Origin of the sequence: Pseudomonas sp. NFACC08-1, assembly GCF_900106735.1 — a bacterium.
Classification (GTDB): domain Bacteria; phylum Pseudomonadota; class Gammaproteobacteria; order Pseudomonadales; family Pseudomonadaceae; genus Aquipseudomonas; species Aquipseudomonas fluorescens_Q.
Genome location: NZ_FNNL01000018.1, coordinates 48,168 through 66,993 on the forward strand (window position 1 = coordinate 48,168; position 18,826 = coordinate 66,993).

Sequence of the window (18,826 nt, forward strand, 5' to 3'; positions counted from 1 at the left end):
GTGGCCCGCGCCAGGGGGCGACGGCTTGATGGTTTTACCTGTCGCCGATGACGAAATCGGCACAGTGCCGGCCCATCAATGGCTGGAAGGCAGGAACTTGAACAAGGTCTCGCAGACCCCGGCGATGTGTTCGTCCAGCAGCATCACGGCTCGCTCGACGTCACCGGCGCGGCAGGCCTTGATGATTTCCCGGTGCTCGTGATCGGCGCGCTCCTTGCCGGCCGAAAGGCTCATCTGCATGCGCAAATAACGCTCCAGCTTGTCGTGGACCGAGCGGATCAGACTCACCATGAACGGCCGCTGCGCCGGTTCGTAGAGGCAGGCATGCAGCTGCCAGTTCAGTTCCGCCCAACGCCCTACGTCGTCTTCACCGATGAACTCCCGGCAGATGCTTTCGGCGCGGGCGAAGGTGGCTTCGGTCATGTTGGGAATCGCCAGGCGCAGTACTTTGTCTTCCAGCAGCATCCGCACTTCGAACATTTGCGCCAGCTCTGCCTCGGAAATGCGCGTCACCATCGCCCCGCGATTGCGCTGGAACATCACCAGGCCCTCGGCCTCCAGGCGCTTGAGGGCTTCGCGCACGGGGATCTTGCTGACGTTGAACTGCCGGGCGATGTCATCCTGGCGAATAGGCTCGTCCTCGGCAAAGTGCCCGGCCACGATGGCATCGCGCAGATGGCGGGTGATGATTTCCGAGGTGGAAGGGGTGTTGCCCAGATCAGGCAGGTTGAACTTGGATAAAGTCACGGCGGCGGGTCGTTCGGCTTAGGTGGGGATATGGTATACGACTTTGCCGAGCGCAGTGTCGAGCTGTCCAAGGCTTCCCCAATCCTTCAGTCAGCCTCTGTGGCGAGGGAGCTTGCTCCCGCTCGATTGCGCAGCAATCGCAGAATGTTGGGGTCGCTGCGCAACCCAGCGGGAGCAAGCTCCCTCGCCACCGGTTGGTTGTTTCAGCCGTGGGACAGGTGGCTCACATAAGCCTCGGTCCGGACGATGCGCCATCCGGTAACAGACACCCCAGCCAATAACGCCAGGCCGAACACGATCAACGCCACGTCCGCGCCGAAATGATCGGCCAGCAACCCGGTCACCACCACCGGGATGCTGAACCCGACATAGGCGAACAGGAAAAACCCGGCACTGACCCGGGCCTTTTCCGCGCCAGCCATGGCCGTGACGGCCGACAACCCACCCAAGTACAGGAAACCGTAGCAAGCGCTGCTGGCGCCCAGCGCTCCCAGCAACACGGCGAGCAGGGAGCCGGCGCTCGCGCCCCAGGCCAGCAACGCGTAGCTCGCAGGCAGGATCAACAGGCCCAAGCCCGTGGCCCTGGCCGGCTGCATGCGTCGAACCCAGGGCTGGAAGAGCAAGCCGCAACTGATCACCGTAAAGGTCGACAGGCCCGACCAACGCTGCAAGTCGTGGGTCGCCAGCACCGATGGCAATATGGCAATGACCAGGCCCGAGGTCGCCCAGGCCAACAGCATGGAAAAACTGTAGGGCAGGCTGCCGGCGGGAAACAACGGCAGGCGCAGCAACGGTGCATCTTTGATTTTCTGCGCCGGGTCCGGTAAGCGCCAGACCACGACGATCGCCATTGCAGCCAGCATCAACTGCAACCAGAAGCTGCCGGGCGTGGCGCTGTGATGGACGAACAGGAACAGACTGGTCAACGCCGCGCCCAGGCCAAAGCCCAGGGAGGTGCTGGCGGTGACCCGGTTGGCCGGCGAGCGGGGATCGCGGGTTGCCATGAGCTCGGCCATATAGGCGGTTGATGTGGCCGAGGCCAGCCCTGTGCCGACCCCCATCATCAGGCGCGCCACGCCCAGGGCTTCCAGGCTCGGCCAGAGCAGTGTCACCAGCGTCGCCAGCATCGACAGCCCGAGGGCGACCAGGATCAACGGCTTGCGTCCCACCCGGTCGGCCAGCCCGCCGAACGCCAGCAGGACCGGCAGTACGCCCAGCACATAACCGGAAAACGCCACCGCCGTGGCTCCGGCCCCGTAGCCGGACAACTGCGCGTAAGTGGTGTACAGCGGCGCCTGCAGGTTGACCGCAAGGGTGATCAGGCAAAGGCCGAAAGCCAGTCCCCAGGAATGTCGATGCGATGGGTTCAAGGGTGTTCCTTAGAGGTGTGCATGAAGTCTCGGGGACTATCACTGCCGGGCACAGCGCAAACAAGGAACAGACCCAGGCCATTTGTGCTTAACTGTTCGCTCGAAATTCGAGAACACTTAGCCAAGAGTGCCAGCCGTGGACCTGAAGATTGATCGCAACGTTGCCGAGCCTGTGATCCGGCAGCTCGTGACGCACCTCATGGGCTGGATCAACGCCCATGGCATCCGCCCCGGTGCGCGCATGCCGTCCATTCGTCAACTGGCCCGGGAAAACAGCTTGAGCCTGTCGAGCGTGATCAAGGCCTATGACCAACTCGTTGCCAGCGGGGTGCTGGAGTCTCGACATGGCGCGGGTTTTTTTGTCGCGCAGCAGTTGGTCCGGCCCGTGGAGCCGGAGCCGGAAACGGATAACGCGCGGTGGCGGTTGTTCGACAATGAGTCGACGCAGCTCAAGCTGGGGTGTGGCTGGCTGCCCGATGCCTGGCGCGACGACACCGACCTGGGCCAGGCGATCCGCCAAGTGGTGCGCAGCGACAACCATGCGTTGTTCAACTACAGCACCCCGCTGGGCTCGCCTCATCTGCGCCTGCACCTTCAAAAGCGCCTGGGCCTGATCGATATTCATGTCGACCCGACGCAAATCATTACCACCCAAGGTGCCAGCCAGGGCCTCGACCTGCTGGTGCGAACCCTGCTCAAGCCCGGTGACCTGGTGCTGGTGGAAAGTCCTGGCTACTACAACCTGTTCAATCTGCTGAAACTGAATGGGGTCAAGACCGTGGCGGTGCCGAGAACCGCCCAAGGCCCGGACATCGCCCGCCTGGAACAGCTTCTCGGCGAGCATAAGCCCTCGTATTTCTTCATCAACAGCATGTACCAGAACCCCACTGGCACCAGCCTGGCGCCAAGCGTGGCCTATCGTCTGCTGCAACTGGCAACGGCCCATGACTTTCGCCTCATCGAGGACGATATCTACGCCGATTTCCAGAATGGTCCGACCTCACGCCTGGCCTCCCTGGATGCCCTGGACCGGGTGATCTACCTGGCGAGTTTTTCCAAGACGCTGTCCAGTTCGCTGCGCATCGGTTACGTGGTCGCCCATCCCGAGATCATCCAGCGCCTGGCCGAAGTCAAGATGATTACTGGCATCGGTTGTTCGCTGCTGGCAGAAAACGTGGTGGCGACGTTGCTGGCCAACGGTGCTTATCGCAAGTTGATCCAGCGCTTGCGCCAGCGCCTGAACAAGCAGATGGCAAATACGCTGCGCCAACTGGACCCAGCCCACTGGGAGGTGTTTGCCGAGCCGCTGGGGGGGATGTTCGTCTGGGCCAGGCCTCGGTACCTGGCGGCACAACGGGTGCAGCAGATCGCCCGGGAGCTGCAAATCCAACTGTCCCAAGGCTCGACGTTCCTGCCCCAGGGCGAGGCGTGCGATTGGTTGCGGTTGAATGTGGCCTATACCCAGGATCATCGGGCGCAGGTGTTCTTCCAGCGGGTGGAGCAGGAGTCGACTGCGGTGGCTCAGTAGGGTTTGGGAGATTGTTCTGCGTCATCGCGAGCAATCCCCTGTGGAGCAAAGCTTGCTCGCGATGACGGACTGACCGGTCACAAAAAATATCGGCGTTAATGGGAATAGATGTCAAACAGAAATGAGTTGCTGTATCTTTCGCGACACATTCTTGTCAGCCTCCCGATGTGGAGGCTTTTTTCCATTAGGATTGTGCATCGATGCGTCGGATACTCGTTTCACTGTGTGTGCTCCAGGCTTACTCCGTTTCCACTTGGGCTGAACAGCCAGTCCCTGCCAAGCCGGCTTCCCTTGAGTTGCAAGCCACGGATATCGTCGGTAGCGCCGACTATGAATCAGCACAGGGACCGGTGAAGGGCTATCACGCCACCCGTTCGGCCAGTGCCACCCGTACCGACACGGCGATCCATGAAACCCCGCAATCCATTTCCGTGGTGTCTCGCGACGTCGTCGAAGACCTTGGCGCCACGCGTCTGCAGGACGCCCTCGATTACGCTGGAGGGGTCGGCCGGGGTAACAACTTCGGCGGCCAGGGCCTGACTACTTTCACCGTACGCGGTTTCACTACCGGAGAGTTCTACCGCAACGGTTTTCCGATCAACCGTGGCTACCCGAACATGCCTGACGCCAACACCATCGAGCGGCTGGAGGTCTTGCGCGGCCCGGCCACCATGCTCTATGGCCGGGGCGATCCCGGCGGTACCTTCAACGTGGTGTCCAAGCAGCCGTTGGCCGAGCGCACGGTGACCCTGGGTAGCCAGGTCAGCGACCAGGGGATGCGTCGCGGTACGCTGGACGCGTCCGGTCCGTTGGATGAAGAAGGGCGCCTGGCTTATCGCCTGAACGTGATCGGCGAGGGCGGCGACACGTTCCGCGATCACGTCGAGACCGAGCGTTACGGCGTTGCACCCGTGGTGTCCTGGCAGGTCAACGACACCACGCGCCTGACCTTCGAAGGCGACTTCATGCGCAACAATGCGCCGCTGGACCGTGGCTTGACTCATTACGCCGGCCAGCGCGGCACCGCGTCGCGGGATACGTTCTTCGGTGAAAAAGACGTCGGCAAGCTGCATAACGACAACAACATGCTGCAGGTGCGTTTCGAGCACATGCTCAACGACGACTGGACCCTGGCCGGCGGTACCCAATGGCTCGACGGCACCTTGCAGGGCAATGCCATCGAAGGCAACGGCATCGCCGCCGATGGGCGCACCCTGGGTCGCAACTTCAACTACCGCAAGCTGGAGTGGACCGACCGCGACACCCAACTCAACCTCACCGGGCATTTTTCCACTGGCGGGTTCGAGCACACGTTGCTGACGGGTATCGAGTATGAAGACTACGACTACCAGTCCATCATCCAGCGTTCCTCCGGCGTCGTCGGGGCTTACCCGATCGATATCTTCGACCCGGTGTATGGCCAGCCACGCCCGGCATTGACGCGCAAGCCCACCGATGACCAGGAAAACCTCAAGACGTTTGGCGTGTTCGTCCAGGATCAGGTGGCGCTGACTGAGCGCTTGAAGTTGTTGGCTGGGGCGCGTTTCGAGCGGTTCGAGCATGAGTACGAAAGTTTCGTCCCCCAGAACCCGCCCGGTAGCCGGAACTGGGACGTCACCGACAGCGCCGTCACTCCGCGCCTGGGGATGATCTACGACCTGACCGACACCGTGGCGGTCTATGCCAACACCGCACGCTCATTCAAACCCAACACCGGTGCCAGACTCCAGGGCGGAGGGTTCAAGCCGGAAGAGGGCAAGTCCTACGAAATGGGTGTCAAGTGGGAAGCGCTGGATCGCCAGTTGAGCGTCGACGCGGCGATCTACCAGATTGAAAAGCGCAATGTACTCACGCCCGACCCGCAGGATGCAACATTCAACGTGGCTGCCGGCGAAGTGCGCAGTCGCGGATTTGACTTGAACGTGGCGGGCAATTTGACGCCACAATGGCGCGTGATCGGTGGTTACGCCTATGTAGATGCCGAAGTGACCAAGGACATCAGCATCCCGTCCGGTACTCGCCTGCTCAACGTGCCCAAGAACTCCTTCAGCCTGTTGAACGTCTACGAGTTCCAGGACGGTGGCCTCAAGGGCCTCGGCCTTGGCGTTGGTGCCAAATACGTCGATGCGCGGGCCGGCAATACCGCGGCCAGCACCTTTACCATGGACAGCTACACCGTCGTGGACCTGCTCGGTTACTACAAGGTCAACGAGCGGATCCGCCTCAACCTGGACCTGAAGAACCTGTTTGACGCCGACTACGAAGAGGGTGCATTCGGGGGCGTCTATGCCTACCCGGGTGCACCGCGAACCGTGCAGGCCGGCATCTCCTACACGCTCTGAATTCGATGCATCATGAAAACCCCGAAGGTTCTGCCTTCGGGGTTTTTCTTTTACCACTTGCCTCTTTACCACTTGCCTGTGCTCATCCCGCCGTCCACCGGCAGTATCGCGCCAGTCGTGAAATCAGCGCCCGCCAGGTACAACACGGCCTCGGCAATTTCCTCGATGGTGCCCACCCGACCGGCCGGGGCCAGGTTGTCGAGGAATGCGCGGTGCGCCGGGTCGTGCATGGGCGTGTCGATGATGCCGGGGGCGACCGCGTTGACTTTGATGTTGTGGGGCGACAGCTCCAGGGCCAGGGCGCGGGTCATCTGGTTGACGCCGCCCTTGATCAACACCGGCAGTGCTGCCGGCACCTGGATGTTCGGTTGCAGGGCCACGGCGGCTGAAATGTTGATGATAAAGCCTTGTTGGCGCCCGATCATGTGCGCGGCAGCGGCCTGGCTGGCGTAGACCAGACCCTTGAGGTTAGTGTCCAGTAGCGCGTCCAAATCCTGGGGGCTGTATTCGACGAAGGGTTTTGGCAGGAAGAAGCCGGCGTTGTTCACCAGCCCGTCAACGGCGCCAAACGCCGCGACGGCTTGGGTGATGAGGGCGGTTGAGGTGGCCGGGTCAGCGATGTCGCCGGCCACGCCGATGAAGCCGGCCGGGTGGCCGAGGTCGGCGGCGGCAGCCTCCAGGCCGGACGGGGAGCGGGCATTGCCCACCACGTTATAGCCCCGACCCAGGAACGCTTTGACCAAACCCAGGCCGATCCCGCTGGAAGCGCCGGTGATGATGACGGTTTGTTTGAGGCTCATGATTGACTCCTGATCACATTGAGTTGAACCGGTGCGCCTGTGTTGGCGGTGGTTGAGTCCAGGGTATTGATGCGCCAGGGTTTGATAAATAAGGCTTCTGGTACTTGAGTTGATACGTCATGTAATCAATGGTCGGGGCCACACACAATGTTCCCGGCTGATTGCAAACCCAGGTTCGCCGGTAACGCTCACAGGATTGTCGCAGGCAGAAAAAAGCCCGGTCAGTTGGACCGGGCTCGGGAGGGGCAGGGCGTTATTCCTTGGGAAGACTTCGATACTCCGTCGTGGTCATGCCCGCGTATCCCCAGTTATCCGTGTCGACTTCCTCGATCACGATGTGGGTCAAATGCGGGTCCTTGCCCAGTACGCGCTGGAGGGTTTCGGTGATTTCGGAAATCACCTGGGCTTTCTGTTCACGGGTGACGCCGTCTCGGGTAATTCGCACATTGACGAAAGGCATGTTGCACTCCAACTGATGGAAATGAGCGCAGGACAACCCTGCGCGGTGGAAGGCCACTGTATTTATACGCCGCAGACTGATAAACAGGCCTTTGGAAACTTCAGTTGATACGCGGTGTAATGAATCATGAAGCGTCATTTCGAAGACCTGCAGTTGGGCAGCATAGAACTGTTCTGCCTGGCGGCGGAGGCGGGCAGCTTCACGGCGGCGGCGCAGTTGGCAGGGGTTACCCCGGCGGCAGTGAGCCGCTCGATCTTTCGCCTGGAAGAGCGCCTGGGTTCAAGGCTTTTCGTGCGCACCACCCGCAGCATCCGCCTGACCGAAGCCGGCAAGACCTATTTCGAGCAATGTCGGCAGGCGTTGACGCAACTGGTCGAGGCGCAACAGGAAATGATGGGTGCGCAATCGGTGCCGTCCGGGCAACTGCGCATCAGCCTGCCCACTACCTACGGCCATCACCGCATCCTGCCGTTGCTGCCGGCCTTTCGAGCGCTGTACCCGCAAGTGACTGTGGACCTGCACCTGAGCAATCGAAACATCGATTTCGTTGCCGAAGGTTATGACCTCGCCATCCGGGTGCGGGCCCAGCCGGACTCCTCCATGATCGCCAGGTTGTTGGAAGACGCGAATCTGGCGGTGGTCGCCTCACCGGACTACCTGCGCAAGGCCGGCACGCCGCAGACCCTTGAAGACCTGGACGATCACGAGTGCATCCAGTTCGAATTGCCCAGCAGCGGACGACGGATTTCCTGGTTGTTCAATGTCGAGGGCAAAGAAAAGGAGGTGTTCGGCGAAGGGGGATATTGTTGTTCGGACGATGTGCTTGGCGGCGTGACGCTGGCCAAGCATGGCGCCGGGTTGTTCCAGACCTATCGATTCATCGTCGAACAGGAACTCGCGGATGGCCGGCTGGTGGAGGTGTTGCAGCCTTTCGGGGGACGGTCACGACCTTTCACACTGCTGTATCCCCATGGCCGGTACGTGCCGCAACGGGTGCGCGCCTTCGTGGATTTCCTGCTGCAGCACCGGCAGCAATGGGCCTTGGCCTGACACAAGGTGCCAGGGCTGAAAAAGCATTCCTGTGGCGAGGGAGCTTGCTCCCGCTTGAGCGCGAAGTGCTCACTCGATCTCACTCGCCACAGAGATTCCAACCGTCAGATCGCGATCAGAACCGAAACGCCTGACGGCCAATCAGCAGCCACTTGCCATTCTTCTGCTTCTGCCAGATCTGGAAGTTCTCGATTTCCGTCGGAACCACTTCGGTGCCCTTGAGCGCCTGGGCCGAGAAGTGGTTGCGCACCAGCGCTACGTCACCGGACAAGGTGATTTTCTGGTTCTGCATTTCCAGGGTCTTGAACGCGCTCTTGCCCGTTTCGATGTCGGCGATGAAGGCTTTCTTGTCCTGGATATTGCCGCTGGAGTGCCCGTAGGTCAGGTTCTCGGCGGCCAGTGCCTGGAGTTGTGGGATGTCTTTGTGCAGCATGGCTTGGGTCAGGTGGTCGACGGCCTCGGCCACTTCCTGCTCGGCCGAAGAAGGGGCTGCCGCTGCGTAGCCGCTGAACAGGCACAAGAAGCTGACGATCAATGTCGCTTTTTTCATGGAGATTTCCTTGTTGTTGTAGGTATCCGGAACATACGAGCGCTTGCTCTCATCGGTCATCGTACAACTTGTCGAAGGCAACGGGAATAGCCAGGCAGCTAGGCCATTTGTGAAATCAGCCAGGTCTGGTCAAAAGAACATCGGGGGGGATGGCCAACAATGTGGCGAGGGAGCTTGCTCCCGCTGGGTTGCGCAGCAGCCCCCACGAATCGGTACCGAGGTGTGTCAGGTTTATTGCGTTGTCTTTTTTGGGGCTGCTTCAGCCCAGCGGGGATAAATCCCCTCGCCACAAGGCGCGTCGCATCCGGCTTTTGTGGCGAGGGAGCTTGCTCCCGCTGGGTTGCGCAGCAGCCCCCAGGAGTCGGCACCCGAGGTGTGTCAGGTTTATTGCGTTGTCTTTTTTGGGGCTGCTTCAGCCCAGCGGGGATAAATCCCCTCGCCACAGGCGCGTCGCATCCGGCTTTTGTGGCGAGGGAGCTTGCTCCCGCTGGGTTGCGCAGCAGCCCCCAGGAATCGGCACCGAGGTGTGTCAGGTTTATTGCGTTGTCTTTTTGGGGCTGCTTCGCAGCCCAGCGGGAGCAAGCTCCCTCGCCACAGGGGGGCCTTTTAGCTGTGGTGGTGTATTCACAGCCCCTCGCGATAAATCCCTTCGCCACAAGGCGCGTCGCATCCAGTTTTTGTGGCGAGGGAGCTTGCTCCCGCTGGGTTGCGCAGCAGCCCCCAGGAATCGGCATCGAGGTGTGTCAGGTTTATTGCGTTGTCTTTTTTGGGGCTGCTTCGCAGCCCAGCGGGAGCAAGCTCCCTCGCCACAGGGGGGGCTTTTAGCTGTGGTGGTGTATTCACAGGCCCTCGCGAACCGCTCCCCGAATTCCTTCCAGCAACATGGTGAACGCCGGGTTGTCGTTGTCCTGGCGCCATACCAGGTGCAACTCGCTTTGAACCCCTTCGCCCAGGTCGATCTCGCGAAACACCACCTGCTTGAACACCACGCTGCTGGCGCAACGCGGCACCAGCGCCAGGCCCATGCCGGCATTGACCAGTGCCAGGATCGTCAGCGACGACCCCAGCCATTGTACGAATTGCGGCGCGACCCGGGCCGAGCGCAGCATGCCGGTGAGCAGTTCATTGAAGGGCGGGTAGGCGGCGTGGGAGTACATGAGGAACGGTTGGGCGTCCAGATCCTGGACGCTCACGGTCTCGGCGCTGGCCAGCGGATGTCCGGCAGGCACCGCCAGTACGAAGGGTTCGCGCACCAGGCATTCGGTGGCGTAGCCGGTCTCCAGCAGTGGCGAGCGGACGATGCCCAGGTCGATGCGCCGAGCGCGCAGGGCTTCATGCTGCTGGTAGGTGTTCATCTCCGCCAGGACGATTTTGACCTGGGGCTGTTTCAGCCGGGCCTCGGCAATCACCTTGGGCAGAAACTCGTACACCGCGCTGCCGACGAAGCTGATGGTCACCGAACCGATGTCACCCTGGGCAAAGCGCCGGGCGGCGATGGCGGCTTGTTGGGCCTGTTCCAGCAGGTTCTGCGCTTCGATGAAAAACGCCCGGCCGGCGGCAGTGAGCGCCACGCTGCGGGTGCTGCGGGTGAACAGTTCGACGCCCAAGTGGTGCTCCAGCAATTGGATCTGCCGGCTCAGCGGAGGCTGGGTCATGTTCAGGCGTTCGGCGGCACGACGAAAGTTGAGTTCGGTCGCCACGGTGGTGAAGCAGCGCAACTGGGCCAGTTCAAACATTGATTCAATCCAGGTATCAATCAAGTGCCAAGTTAGATTAGACGGGAACAATCCCCCGCGTCCATCATCGGCCCGTTCCCCACAAAAACAATGATCGGGAGGCACCCCTTGAATAACGTAACGGACTCCACCCATGACAGCACCCTGGCGCTCGCGGCGGCCAAGGTCAAACGTCATGTATTGCCGTTGGTGGTGGTGATGTTCATCGTCAACTACATCGACCGGGTCAACATCGGTTTCGTGCGCAGTCACCTGGAAACCGACCTGGGCATCGGCGCTGCCGCCTATGGGCTTGGCGCCGGGTTGTTCTTCGTCGGCTACGCCCTGTTTGAAGTGCCGTCCAACATGCTGTTGCAACGCTACGGCGCGCGGGCCTGGCTGACGCGCATCATGTTCACCTGGGGCGCGGCGGCCATGGCCATGGCTTTTGTGCGCGGCGAAACCAGTTTCTATGTGCTGCGCTTCATCCTCGGCGCGGCGGAGGCGGGGTTCTTTCCCGGCATCATTTACTACTTCACCCAATGGCTACCTGCCAACGAGCGCGGCAAGGCGATGGCGATCTTCCTGAGCGGGTCGGCCATCGCCTCGGTGATTTCCGGCCCGGTGTCCGGCGCCTTGCTGCACATCAGCGGGATGGGGCTGCATGGTTGGCAATGGATGTTCCTGATCGAAGGTTTCGCCTCCATCGTGCTGTGCGGGTTTGTCTGGTTCTGGCTGCAATCGCATCCGAGCCAGGCGAAATGGCTGAGCAGTGAAGAGAAAACCGTATTGATCGCCGCTATCGCCGAAGAGCAACGGGCCCGGGAGGCGGCCCAGGTGATCAAGCCGTCGATGTTCAAATTGTTGGCTGACCGGCAGATCGCGCTGTTCTGTTTCATCTACTTTTCCATCGCCCTGACCATCTACGGTGCCACGTTCTGGCTACCGAGCATGATCAAGAAAATGGGCAACCTGGGAGACTTCCAGGTCGGCTTGCTCAACTCCATTCCGTGGATCATTTCCATCATCGCGATGTACGGCTTTGCCGCCCTGGCCGGCAAATGGAAATTCCAGCAGGCCTGGGTCGCGGTGACGCTGGTGGTCGCTGCGTTTGGCATGTTCATGTCCACCACGGGAGGGCCGATCTTCGCGTTTGTCGCGATCTGTTTTGCGGCGATTGGTTTCAAGGCGGCGTCGGCGTTGTTCTGGCCGATTCCCCAAGGCTACCTGGATGCACGCATCGCGGCGGCGGTGATCGCCTTGATCAACTCCATCGGTAACCTCGGCGGTTTTGTGGCGCCGACGGCCTTCGGTTTCCTGGAGCAGACCACCGGCTCCATCGAGGGCGGCCTGTATGGGTTGGCCGCCACTTCGCTTGTCGCCGCCGTGGTGATCTTTTTCGCTCGCACCGCACCGAAGCGCGATACCCCGAACTCACTGTCCGGCCGGCCCGAAGCCGTTGTCGAAGTCGATCAGTCGCAAACCTCTCAAGCTTTGAAACCTGGCCCATCGGGAGCCGCTGTATGAAGATCAAACGCGTCACCGTCACACCCATCGCTTTTCGCGATCCACCTTTGCTCAACGCCAGCGGCATCCATGAGCCGTTCGCGTTGCGCTCGATCATCGAGATCGAAAGCGACAACGGTTACATCGGTCTGGGGGAGAGCTACGGCGATGCGCCGGCCTTGGCGATCCAGCAGCAGTTGCAGAGCCAGTTGATCGGCCTGGATCCGTTCAACCTCAACCAGTTGCGGTCTATCGTCCAGGCGACCGTCGCCGCGCACAAACCGGCCAGCGTTGCCGGTGCCGAACTGGCGCCGGGTTCCCACGCGAGCAAGGCGGTGAGCAATGCCTATTCGGCGTTCGAAGTGGCTTGCCTGGATTTGCAGGCCCATTACCTGGACGTGCCGTTGGTGGACCTGCTGGGCGGCGCGATCCGCGAAGAGATTCCGTTCAGCGCCTATCTGTTTTTCAAGTACGCCGAGCACATCGATTCGCCGTACCCGCCCGACAGTTGGGGCGAGGCGCTCAACGAACAACAGATCGTTGCCCAGGCCCGGCGGATGATCCAGGACTATGGTTTCAAGAGCATCAAGCTCAAGGCCGGCGCTCTCGATCCGGAGCATGAAGTCGCCTGCATCAAGGCGCTGAAACGGGCATTTCCCGGCTATCCGTTGCGCATCGATCCCAACGGTAACTGGTCCCTGGAAACCTCGATTCGCATGGCCGAGTTGCTGGGGGATGACCTGCAGTACTACGAAGACCCGACACCGGGGCTGGAGGGGATGGCCGAGCTGCACAAACGCACGGGGCTGCCCCTGGCAACCAACATGGTGGTCACCGATTTCGATGAGTTCCGCCGTAGCGTGGCGCTGGACAGCGTGCAGATCGTGTTGGCCGACCACCATTACTGGGGCGGCCTGCGCGACACCCAGGCCCTGGCGAAAATGTGCAGCACCTTCGGCCTGGGCGTGTCGATGCATTCCAACTCGCACCTGGGCATCAGCCTCATGGCCATGGCCCACGTGGCGGCAGCGGTGCCGAACCTGGACTACGCCTGCGACACCCATTACCCGTGGCAGGAACCGGATGAAGAAGTGATCAAGGGTGGCAAGCTGCCGATTGTCGACGGCTGCGTGAAGATCACCCGGGCGCCGGGCCTGGGCTTGGAACTGGATCGGGATCAACTGGGCAAGCTGCATGACCAGTTCCTCAGTTGCGGCATCCGCCAGCGCGACGATGTGCGGCAGATGCAGCGTTACCGGCCGGAGTGGAAGACCGTCAAGCCGAGGTTCTGAGGAGACAGCGAGGGGGCCTGCTGCGCAGGCCAGCGGGAGCAAGCTCCTGTGGCGAGGGGATTTATCCCCGTTGGGCTGCGCAGCTGCCCCCTGGATCTGTCAGGCAGGTTTTAGGGCCGCTTCGCGCCCCAACGGGGATAAATCCCCTCGCCACAAGGCCAGTGGTATTTAGCACCAACCCAACATCCTCCCAGCCCACCCAGCGGCCCACACCCAAAGTACCGCGCCCGTCGGCAAGGCAGTCTTACACCTAAGCTGTCGCACCCGCCAGCCTCGCCGTCTTACACCCAAACTGCCGCGCCGGGCCGGCGCTTCCAAAGCATCCGCCAATTGCCTCCAAGGCAGCGTATAACGCGCCCTGGCGCCTTTCGATAATCGCCTCCGACATCCAGTCCCCTGTTGCGGAGCGCGCCATGCACAACAATAAAAATACCCGCCAACGTTTTTTGCCTGCGGTCATCGTAGGTGTTTCGAGCCTGGGCCTGATGCCTTGGGCCAACGCCGAAATCATGCTGTACGACAAGGACCAGACCACCTTTTCCACCGACGGCTACATCAACGCCTTTTACGTCAACAGTGACGTCGACCGCGCGGGTGAGCAGTACGACCGTCGGCAGGCGCGGGTCAAGATGGGGTTCTTGCCCAACTACCTGGGCTTCAACATGGGCAAGCAGGTCGATGACCTCAAGCTCGGTGCCCGGGCCTCGTTCTGGGTGACCATCAACGACAGTGAAACCAATGGCACCGACACCGCCATCGACGTGCGCCAGTTCTACGGCACCGTGGCGAACCCGGAGTGGGGTGAGGTGCTGATCGGCAAGGACTTCGGCCTGTTTGCCCGCTCCAACATCCTGCTGGACGAGTTGCTCGCCGGTTACGGCCAGGTCAGTGACACCCTGGGCCTGGTGGACGGCGGTGGCGTGTCGTTCGGCAACATCGGCAGCGGTTACCCGTACCCGTTCCCGACCTCGCAGATCACCTATCGCACGCCGGTGATGGAGGGCCTGCGCGTGGCGGTGGGGATCATGGACCCGGTGGACACCAACGACAACAGCGCCACGGGCAAGGCCTATCAGGAAAACCCGCGCACCGAGAGCGAGATCACCTATCAGTTCGATCTGGGCGGGGCGAAGATCTACAGCTGGCTCAACGGCAGCTACCAGACCTCGGACAACACCGACTCCACCGTCGAATCGGTCACTTCCAAGGGCCTGGGGTATGGTGTGCAGGCCAAGATGGGCGGGTTGTCGCTGACCGGCTCGGGGTTCCAGGCCAAGGGCATCAACCCGTTCTTCACCAACAACGCCGGTGAAGCCACCCTGCGCAATGTCGACAGCAAGGGCTACCTGTTGCAGGGCTCCTACAAGCTGGGCAAGAACCGCCTGGCGTTGTCCTACGGCAAGACCGATGACGACGGCAACGGTGTGGTGGGCAGTGGCGCCGATTACGAAACCCGTGGCATCGCGCTGTTCCACGACATCAACGACAACCTCAAGCTCGTGGCCGAGTACAACCAGTTCGAAATCAACGGCCACGACACCAGCGCCCAGAACGAAGACACCGATACCTTCGCGGTGGGTGCGGTGCTCACCTGGTAAGGGTGACTCCCTTCAACTGAGATGTGTCAGGTCGGCTTTTGGGGCTGCTGCGCAGCCCAGCGGGAGCAAGCTCCTGTGGCGAGGGGATTTATCCCCGTTGGGCTGCGCAGCAGCCCCTATAAGCTTCTCATTTGATCAGGCTGATACACCGGGTTGCCCTGTCTGAGGGCTGCTGCGCAGCCCAACGGGGATAAATCCCCTCGCCACAATAGGCATTCCAACTGGACACCGTCGCAGTCTTTTGTGGCGGGGAAGTTTGCTCCTGGGGGCTGCGCATCAGCCCCCTTTTTTCAGTGTGACGTCCCCTCGGCGAACTCGATCTTGTTGCCGACGTTGTACTTGCCCGACGGCTTGTTCATGGGCAGGCGCTTGATTTCCTCGAGGGTGTTGCTGTCGTAGACAATCAGCGCGCCATCGGTATCCCAAATGCTCAGCAGCAGGTAGCGGCCGTCGCGAGTGAACTCGACGTGGGCGGCGGTTTTGCCGGGCATGGGCTGCAGGGTGTGGGCGATTTCCAGGGTCTGTTTGTCGATCAGGTGGATGGCATCGTTGTCCGGGCCGAAGAACACGTCGGTCCAGGCGTAGCGGGAATTGGCATGGCTGCGCAGGAAGAAACCCGGCCCCAGGGTAGGGATCTGCTTGATGACTTTCCAGGTGTCGAAGTCGATCACCGAGATCAGCCCCTTGCTGATGTTGGGCGTGGCGAACACCCAGTGTCCATCGCGTTTCCAATAGGTCCCCGAGCCCAGGTGCGGCATGCCCGGCAGCGCGATATCGGTGACAATCCGCCCCGTGTCGAGGTCGATCACCTGGCCGCCTTGGGCCTTGCGCGAGGTGGCGAGCAATTGCCGGTAATCGGGCGAGAAGGAAAAATCATCGAGGTAATCCTCGGCCTCGATACGCCTGGGCACAAAGTCCGGATTCGGGCCGGTGGACAGTTCCCAGACCTCTTTCACATCTTTCAAGGCGACGATGAAGCTGTTGCGCGGCGGCGCGGTATAGACCGCGCTGACCCGCGACGCCTGGCCGTCCAGCCCCACCGTTGCAACGGTCTTGACCAATGACAGGTCGCGGGCATCCAGCACCACCAGGTTGCCGGGCAGGGTGTTGCCCACCAGCACCCAGCGCCCGTCCTTGCTCACCGCCAGGTTGCGGGTATTGAGCCCGGCTCGCACCTCGGCGATGAGCGTGAGGTTGTGCAGGTCATACAGGCTGATCCAGCCGTCCCGGGAGGCGAAATAGACGAAGCGTCCGTCCGGCGAAAACTTCGGTCCGCCATGCACCGCGAAATGTGAGGCGAAGCGCGCCAGGACCTCGAAACGATCCCCGTCGACGATATCGACGTGATGATCGCCAGCTTCCACCACCACGAACAGGTTCAGCGGATCGGCGTGGTGCTGGGGTTTGTCGGGCAAGGTCGCGACATCCGCCAGCAGGCGATGGCTGCGGCGAGTATCGTCCTCGCTCCAGGTCGGTTCGACGGCCGGTGGACGTTGGAGATAGTGGGTCAGGCCATCGATCTGCGCGGGCTCCAGCACCGCGCCGAATGCCGCCATCTGGCTGGCCGGGCGTCCATGCTCGATCACCTGGCGGATTTCGTCGGGCTTGATCCGACTCAGGCTCTGAGGCAACAGCGCCGGCCCGGCGCCGCCGATGCGATTGACCCCGTGGCACTGCTGGCAGTGTTGCTGGTAGTTCTGTTCGGCCAACGCCAGGTCCGGGTCAGGCGCCGTGGCGCCGTGGACGGCACCGATCCACAGTAATGGGGCAAGCCAGCCGATCCTCATGAGGCCACCCTCGCGATAGTTGGCTGGAGCGGTAGGGCCGGGTGCAGGCGGGCCGGATGCTCCAATACCTGATGGGCAAACAAACCGACCACCTTGCCGATCACCGTCAAGGTCGGCAGGCCTTCGGTGCATGCCAGCGCCATCTCCGGCAATTGCTGGAGGGTGCCGCGCAAGACCTGCTGGTCGGGGCGTGTGCCGTTGCTGATCAAGGCCGCCGGCGTATCAGCCGCCAGGCCCGCCGCGATCAGTTGTGCGGCGATGGTGCCGAGGTTTGACAGACCCATGTAGAACACCAGGGTCTGGCTGTCATCCGCCAGGCTTTGCCAGGGCAGGTTCAAGTCACCTTCGCGTTGCAAATGACCGGTGATGAAGCGACAGGAATTGACCAGGTCGCGATGGGTCAGGGGAATGCCGGCATAGGTGCTGCAACCGGCCGCGGCGGTGATGCCAGGCACGACTTGGCAATCGATACCGCGGGCCAGCAGATACTCCAGTTCCTCGGCGCCGCGACCGAAGATGAACGGATCACCGCCCTTGAGGCGCACCACCCGCTGTCCCTGGTCGGCCAGCTCGGCCAGCAGTTCGTTGATCTGTGGCTGGGGCAGGCTGTGGCAACCGGCGGCCTTGCCGACGTAGTGGCGGGCGCAGGTCAGGGGGATCAGGCTGAGCAATTGCGAGCTGATCAAGCGGTCGTAGACCACCGCATCGGCCTGCATCAACAGGCTCCAGGCGCGCAATGTCAGCAGGCCCGGGTCACCGGGGCCGGCGCCGACCAGGGCGACTTCACCCGGTCTGAAGGGCGATTGCAGGGCAGCGGGCAAAACGATGGTGGCAGGCATGGGACTTCCTTGGTTCGGTATCGGGTTCGCCGTCGGTTGATCAGGCGCAGGGCATCGCAACGCTGGGGATCGCGTGCAAGCCGATTTCTTCGTCGCTGAGGTGGCAGCCAGGGTCTTGGCCCCATAGGTCACCGTCGGCCCAGGCCCGGGTGCGGGTATTGCCGTTGCAGATCGCCAGCCAGCGGCATTGTCCGCAGCGACCGCCAACGGCCCGTGGGTGTTCGCGTAGCTTCAGCAGCAGGGCATCGGGGCGATTGAGCCAGAGCGTCTTGAATGGTGTCTGGCGGACATTGCCCACCGAGTGCTGCCACCAGTACGTGTCGGGGTGAACCTCGCCGGTATTGTCGATGTTGGCGATGCCGCTACCCGACGCGTTGCCGCCCCAGGCTCGCAGCATCTGCTCGAGTGCGGCGTAGTGTTGGGGCAGACGCCGGGCGACCCATTGCAGCAGCAGGATTGCGTCGGCGTCGTTGTTGCCGCTGACGAAGTCACTGTCGCGGCCTTGTTCGATGTCGCGCCAGGCCCGTTCGAAGATCAAGGCCATGGCCTCGCGGCTCATCTGTTGCTGGGCATCGAGCTTGCGACTGCGCTTGCCCCGGCCGCTGTAGTTGAGGTGCGACAGGTAGAATTTCTGTACGTCGTACTCATTCATCAAATCCAGCAAGCGCGGCAACTGGGCATGGTTTTGCTGGGTGAGGGTGGTGCGCAACCCGACCCGGATGCCTTGCTCGCGGCAAAGCCGGATGGCCGCCATGGAGCTGGCGAAACTGCCCTTGAGCTGACGGAATTCATCGTGGGTCGCTTCCAGTCCGTCGATGCTGATGCCTACGTAATCAAAGTTCGCCGCAGCAATCTGTTCGATATTGGAAGCGTCGATCAGCGTGCCGTTGGTGGACAAAGCGAGGAAAAAACCTTTGTCGCGGGCATAAGTGCTGAGTTGGAACAGGTCCTCGCGCAACAGCGGTTCGCCGCCGGAGAGGATCAACACCCGCACGCCGGCCTCGTGCAGGTCGTCAATGACCTGGAGCGCCGCCGGGGTGTCCAGTTCATCGCGAAACACGCTATCGGCCGACGTTGCATAGCAGTGCTTGCAGGTCAGGTTGCAGCGCCTGAGCAGGTTCCAGATCACCACTGGTGGGCGGCTGCTGCCCGGTGGCGCGACACGTGGGGCGGGGCAATGCCCGGCCAGGGCTCGCAGGTAATGGCTGATCCTCAACATAAGGCGCTCCTTCAGTCGGCGTG

At 61.9% G+C, this 18,826-nt stretch carries 15 protein-coding genes; 6 read left to right on the top strand and 9 right to left on the bottom strand.

Translation table 11 applies throughout. The features are described 5' to 3' along the window. Positions 1 to 75: 75 nt before the first annotated feature. A complete protein-coding gene (locus tag BLU76_RS27110; protein WP_063320817.1) occupies positions 76 to 747 on the bottom strand; it encodes a GntR family transcriptional regulator in 672 nt (223 codons plus the stop codon). A 203-nt stretch (positions 748 to 950) separates the two neighbouring features. After that, positions 951 to 2,117: an MFS transporter gene (locus BLU76_RS27115; protein ID WP_092225220.1), complete on the bottom strand. Its 1,167-nt coding sequence runs from the start codon at positions 2,115 to 2,117 to the stop codon at positions 951 to 953. Positions 2,118 to 2,253: 136 nt separating this feature from the next. Here BLU76_RS27115 and BLU76_RS27120 point away from each other — a divergent pair, with 136 nt between their 5' ends. Beyond that, positions 2,254 to 3,645: an aminotransferase-like domain-containing protein gene (locus BLU76_RS27120; RefSeq protein ID WP_092225222.1), complete on the top strand. Its 1,392-nt coding sequence runs from the start codon at positions 2,254 to 2,256 to the stop codon at positions 3,643 to 3,645. A 200-nt stretch (positions 3,646 to 3,845) separates the two neighbouring features. Next, a complete protein-coding gene (locus BLU76_RS27125; RefSeq protein WP_092225224.1) occupies positions 3,846 to 5,987 on the top strand; it encodes a TonB-dependent siderophore receptor in 2,142 nt (713 codons plus the stop codon). A 65-nt stretch (positions 5,988 to 6,052) separates the two neighbouring features. On the opposite strand, the gene BLU76_RS27130 is transcribed toward BLU76_RS27125, so the two are convergent. Next, positions 6,053 to 6,787: an SDR family NAD(P)-dependent oxidoreductase gene (locus BLU76_RS27130; protein WP_092145806.1), complete on the bottom strand. Its 735-nt coding sequence runs from the start codon at positions 6,785 to 6,787 to the stop codon at positions 6,053 to 6,055. A gap of 253 nt (positions 6,788 to 7,040) precedes the next feature. Continuing rightward, on the bottom strand, positions 7,041 to 7,247 hold the full coding sequence (locus tag BLU76_RS27135) for a tautomerase family protein (RefSeq protein WP_025213530.1): 207 nt from the start codon (positions 7,245 to 7,247) through the stop codon (positions 7,041 to 7,043). A gap of 126 nt (positions 7,248 to 7,373) precedes the next feature. Between BLU76_RS27135 and BLU76_RS27140 the strand changes: the two genes are divergently transcribed. Continuing rightward, positions 7,374 to 8,297, top strand: coding sequence for a LysR family transcriptional regulator (locus BLU76_RS27140; protein ID WP_092225226.1), 924 nt, complete (start codon positions 7,374 to 7,376; stop codon positions 8,295 to 8,297). Between the two features lie 115 nt (positions 8,298 to 8,412). Here BLU76_RS27140 and BLU76_RS27145 read toward each other — a convergent pair whose 3' ends face one another. After that, positions 8,413 to 8,847 (bottom strand): nuclear transport factor 2 family protein, encoded by a 435-nt coding sequence (locus tag BLU76_RS27145; RefSeq protein ID WP_063325053.1) that lies wholly within the window; start codon positions 8,845 to 8,847, stop codon positions 8,413 to 8,415. A gap of 839 nt (positions 8,848 to 9,686) precedes the next feature. After that, positions 9,687 to 10,583: a LysR family transcriptional regulator gene (locus tag BLU76_RS27155; RefSeq protein WP_063320823.1), complete on the bottom strand. Its 897-nt coding sequence runs from the start codon at positions 10,581 to 10,583 to the stop codon at positions 9,687 to 9,689. Between the two features lie 90 nt (positions 10,584 to 10,673). Here BLU76_RS27155 and BLU76_RS27160 point away from each other — a divergent pair, with 90 nt between their 5' ends. The 3 genes from BLU76_RS27160 (at position 10,674) to BLU76_RS27170 (ending at position 14,958) form a co-directional block, all read left to right on the top strand. Beyond that, positions 10,674 to 12,089, top strand: a complete 1,416-nt coding sequence (locus BLU76_RS27160) for an MFS transporter (RefSeq protein WP_092225230.1) — start codon at positions 10,674 to 10,676, stop codon at positions 12,087 to 12,089. Continuing rightward, on the top strand, positions 12,086 to 13,360 hold the full coding sequence (locus tag BLU76_RS27165) for a glucarate dehydratase family protein (protein ID WP_092225232.1): 1,275 nt from the start codon (positions 12,086 to 12,088) through the stop codon (positions 13,358 to 13,360). Before BLU76_RS27160 ends, BLU76_RS27165 begins: the two co-directional genes overlap by 4 nt. A 413-nt stretch (positions 13,361 to 13,773) precedes the next feature. Then, positions 13,774 to 14,958, top strand: a complete 1,185-nt coding sequence (locus BLU76_RS27170) for a porin (RefSeq protein WP_092145796.1) — start codon at positions 13,774 to 13,776, stop codon at positions 14,956 to 14,958. A gap of 290 nt (positions 14,959 to 15,248) precedes the next feature. Here the strand turns inward: BLU76_RS27170 and BLU76_RS27175 are convergent, their stop codons facing one another. The 3 genes from BLU76_RS27175 to nirJ are packed head-to-tail and all read right to left on the bottom strand — an operon-like array spanning position 15,249 to position 18,803. Beyond that, entirely contained in the window at positions 15,249 to 16,745 is a 1,497-nt protein-coding gene (locus tag BLU76_RS27175) for a nitrite reductase (RefSeq protein WP_092225233.1), read from the bottom strand. Beyond that, a complete protein-coding gene (gene cobA, locus BLU76_RS27180; protein WP_092225235.1) occupies positions 16,742 to 17,584 on the bottom strand; it encodes a uroporphyrinogen-III C-methyltransferase in 843 nt (280 codons plus the stop codon). Before cobA ends, BLU76_RS27175 begins: the two co-directional genes overlap by 4 nt. Before the next feature lie 40 nt (positions 17,585 to 17,624). Further along, entirely contained in the window at positions 17,625 to 18,803 is a 1,179-nt protein-coding gene (gene nirJ, locus BLU76_RS27185; RefSeq protein WP_092225237.1) for a heme d1 biosynthesis radical SAM protein NirJ, read from the bottom strand. Positions 18,804 to 18,826: the final 23 nt, after the last annotated feature.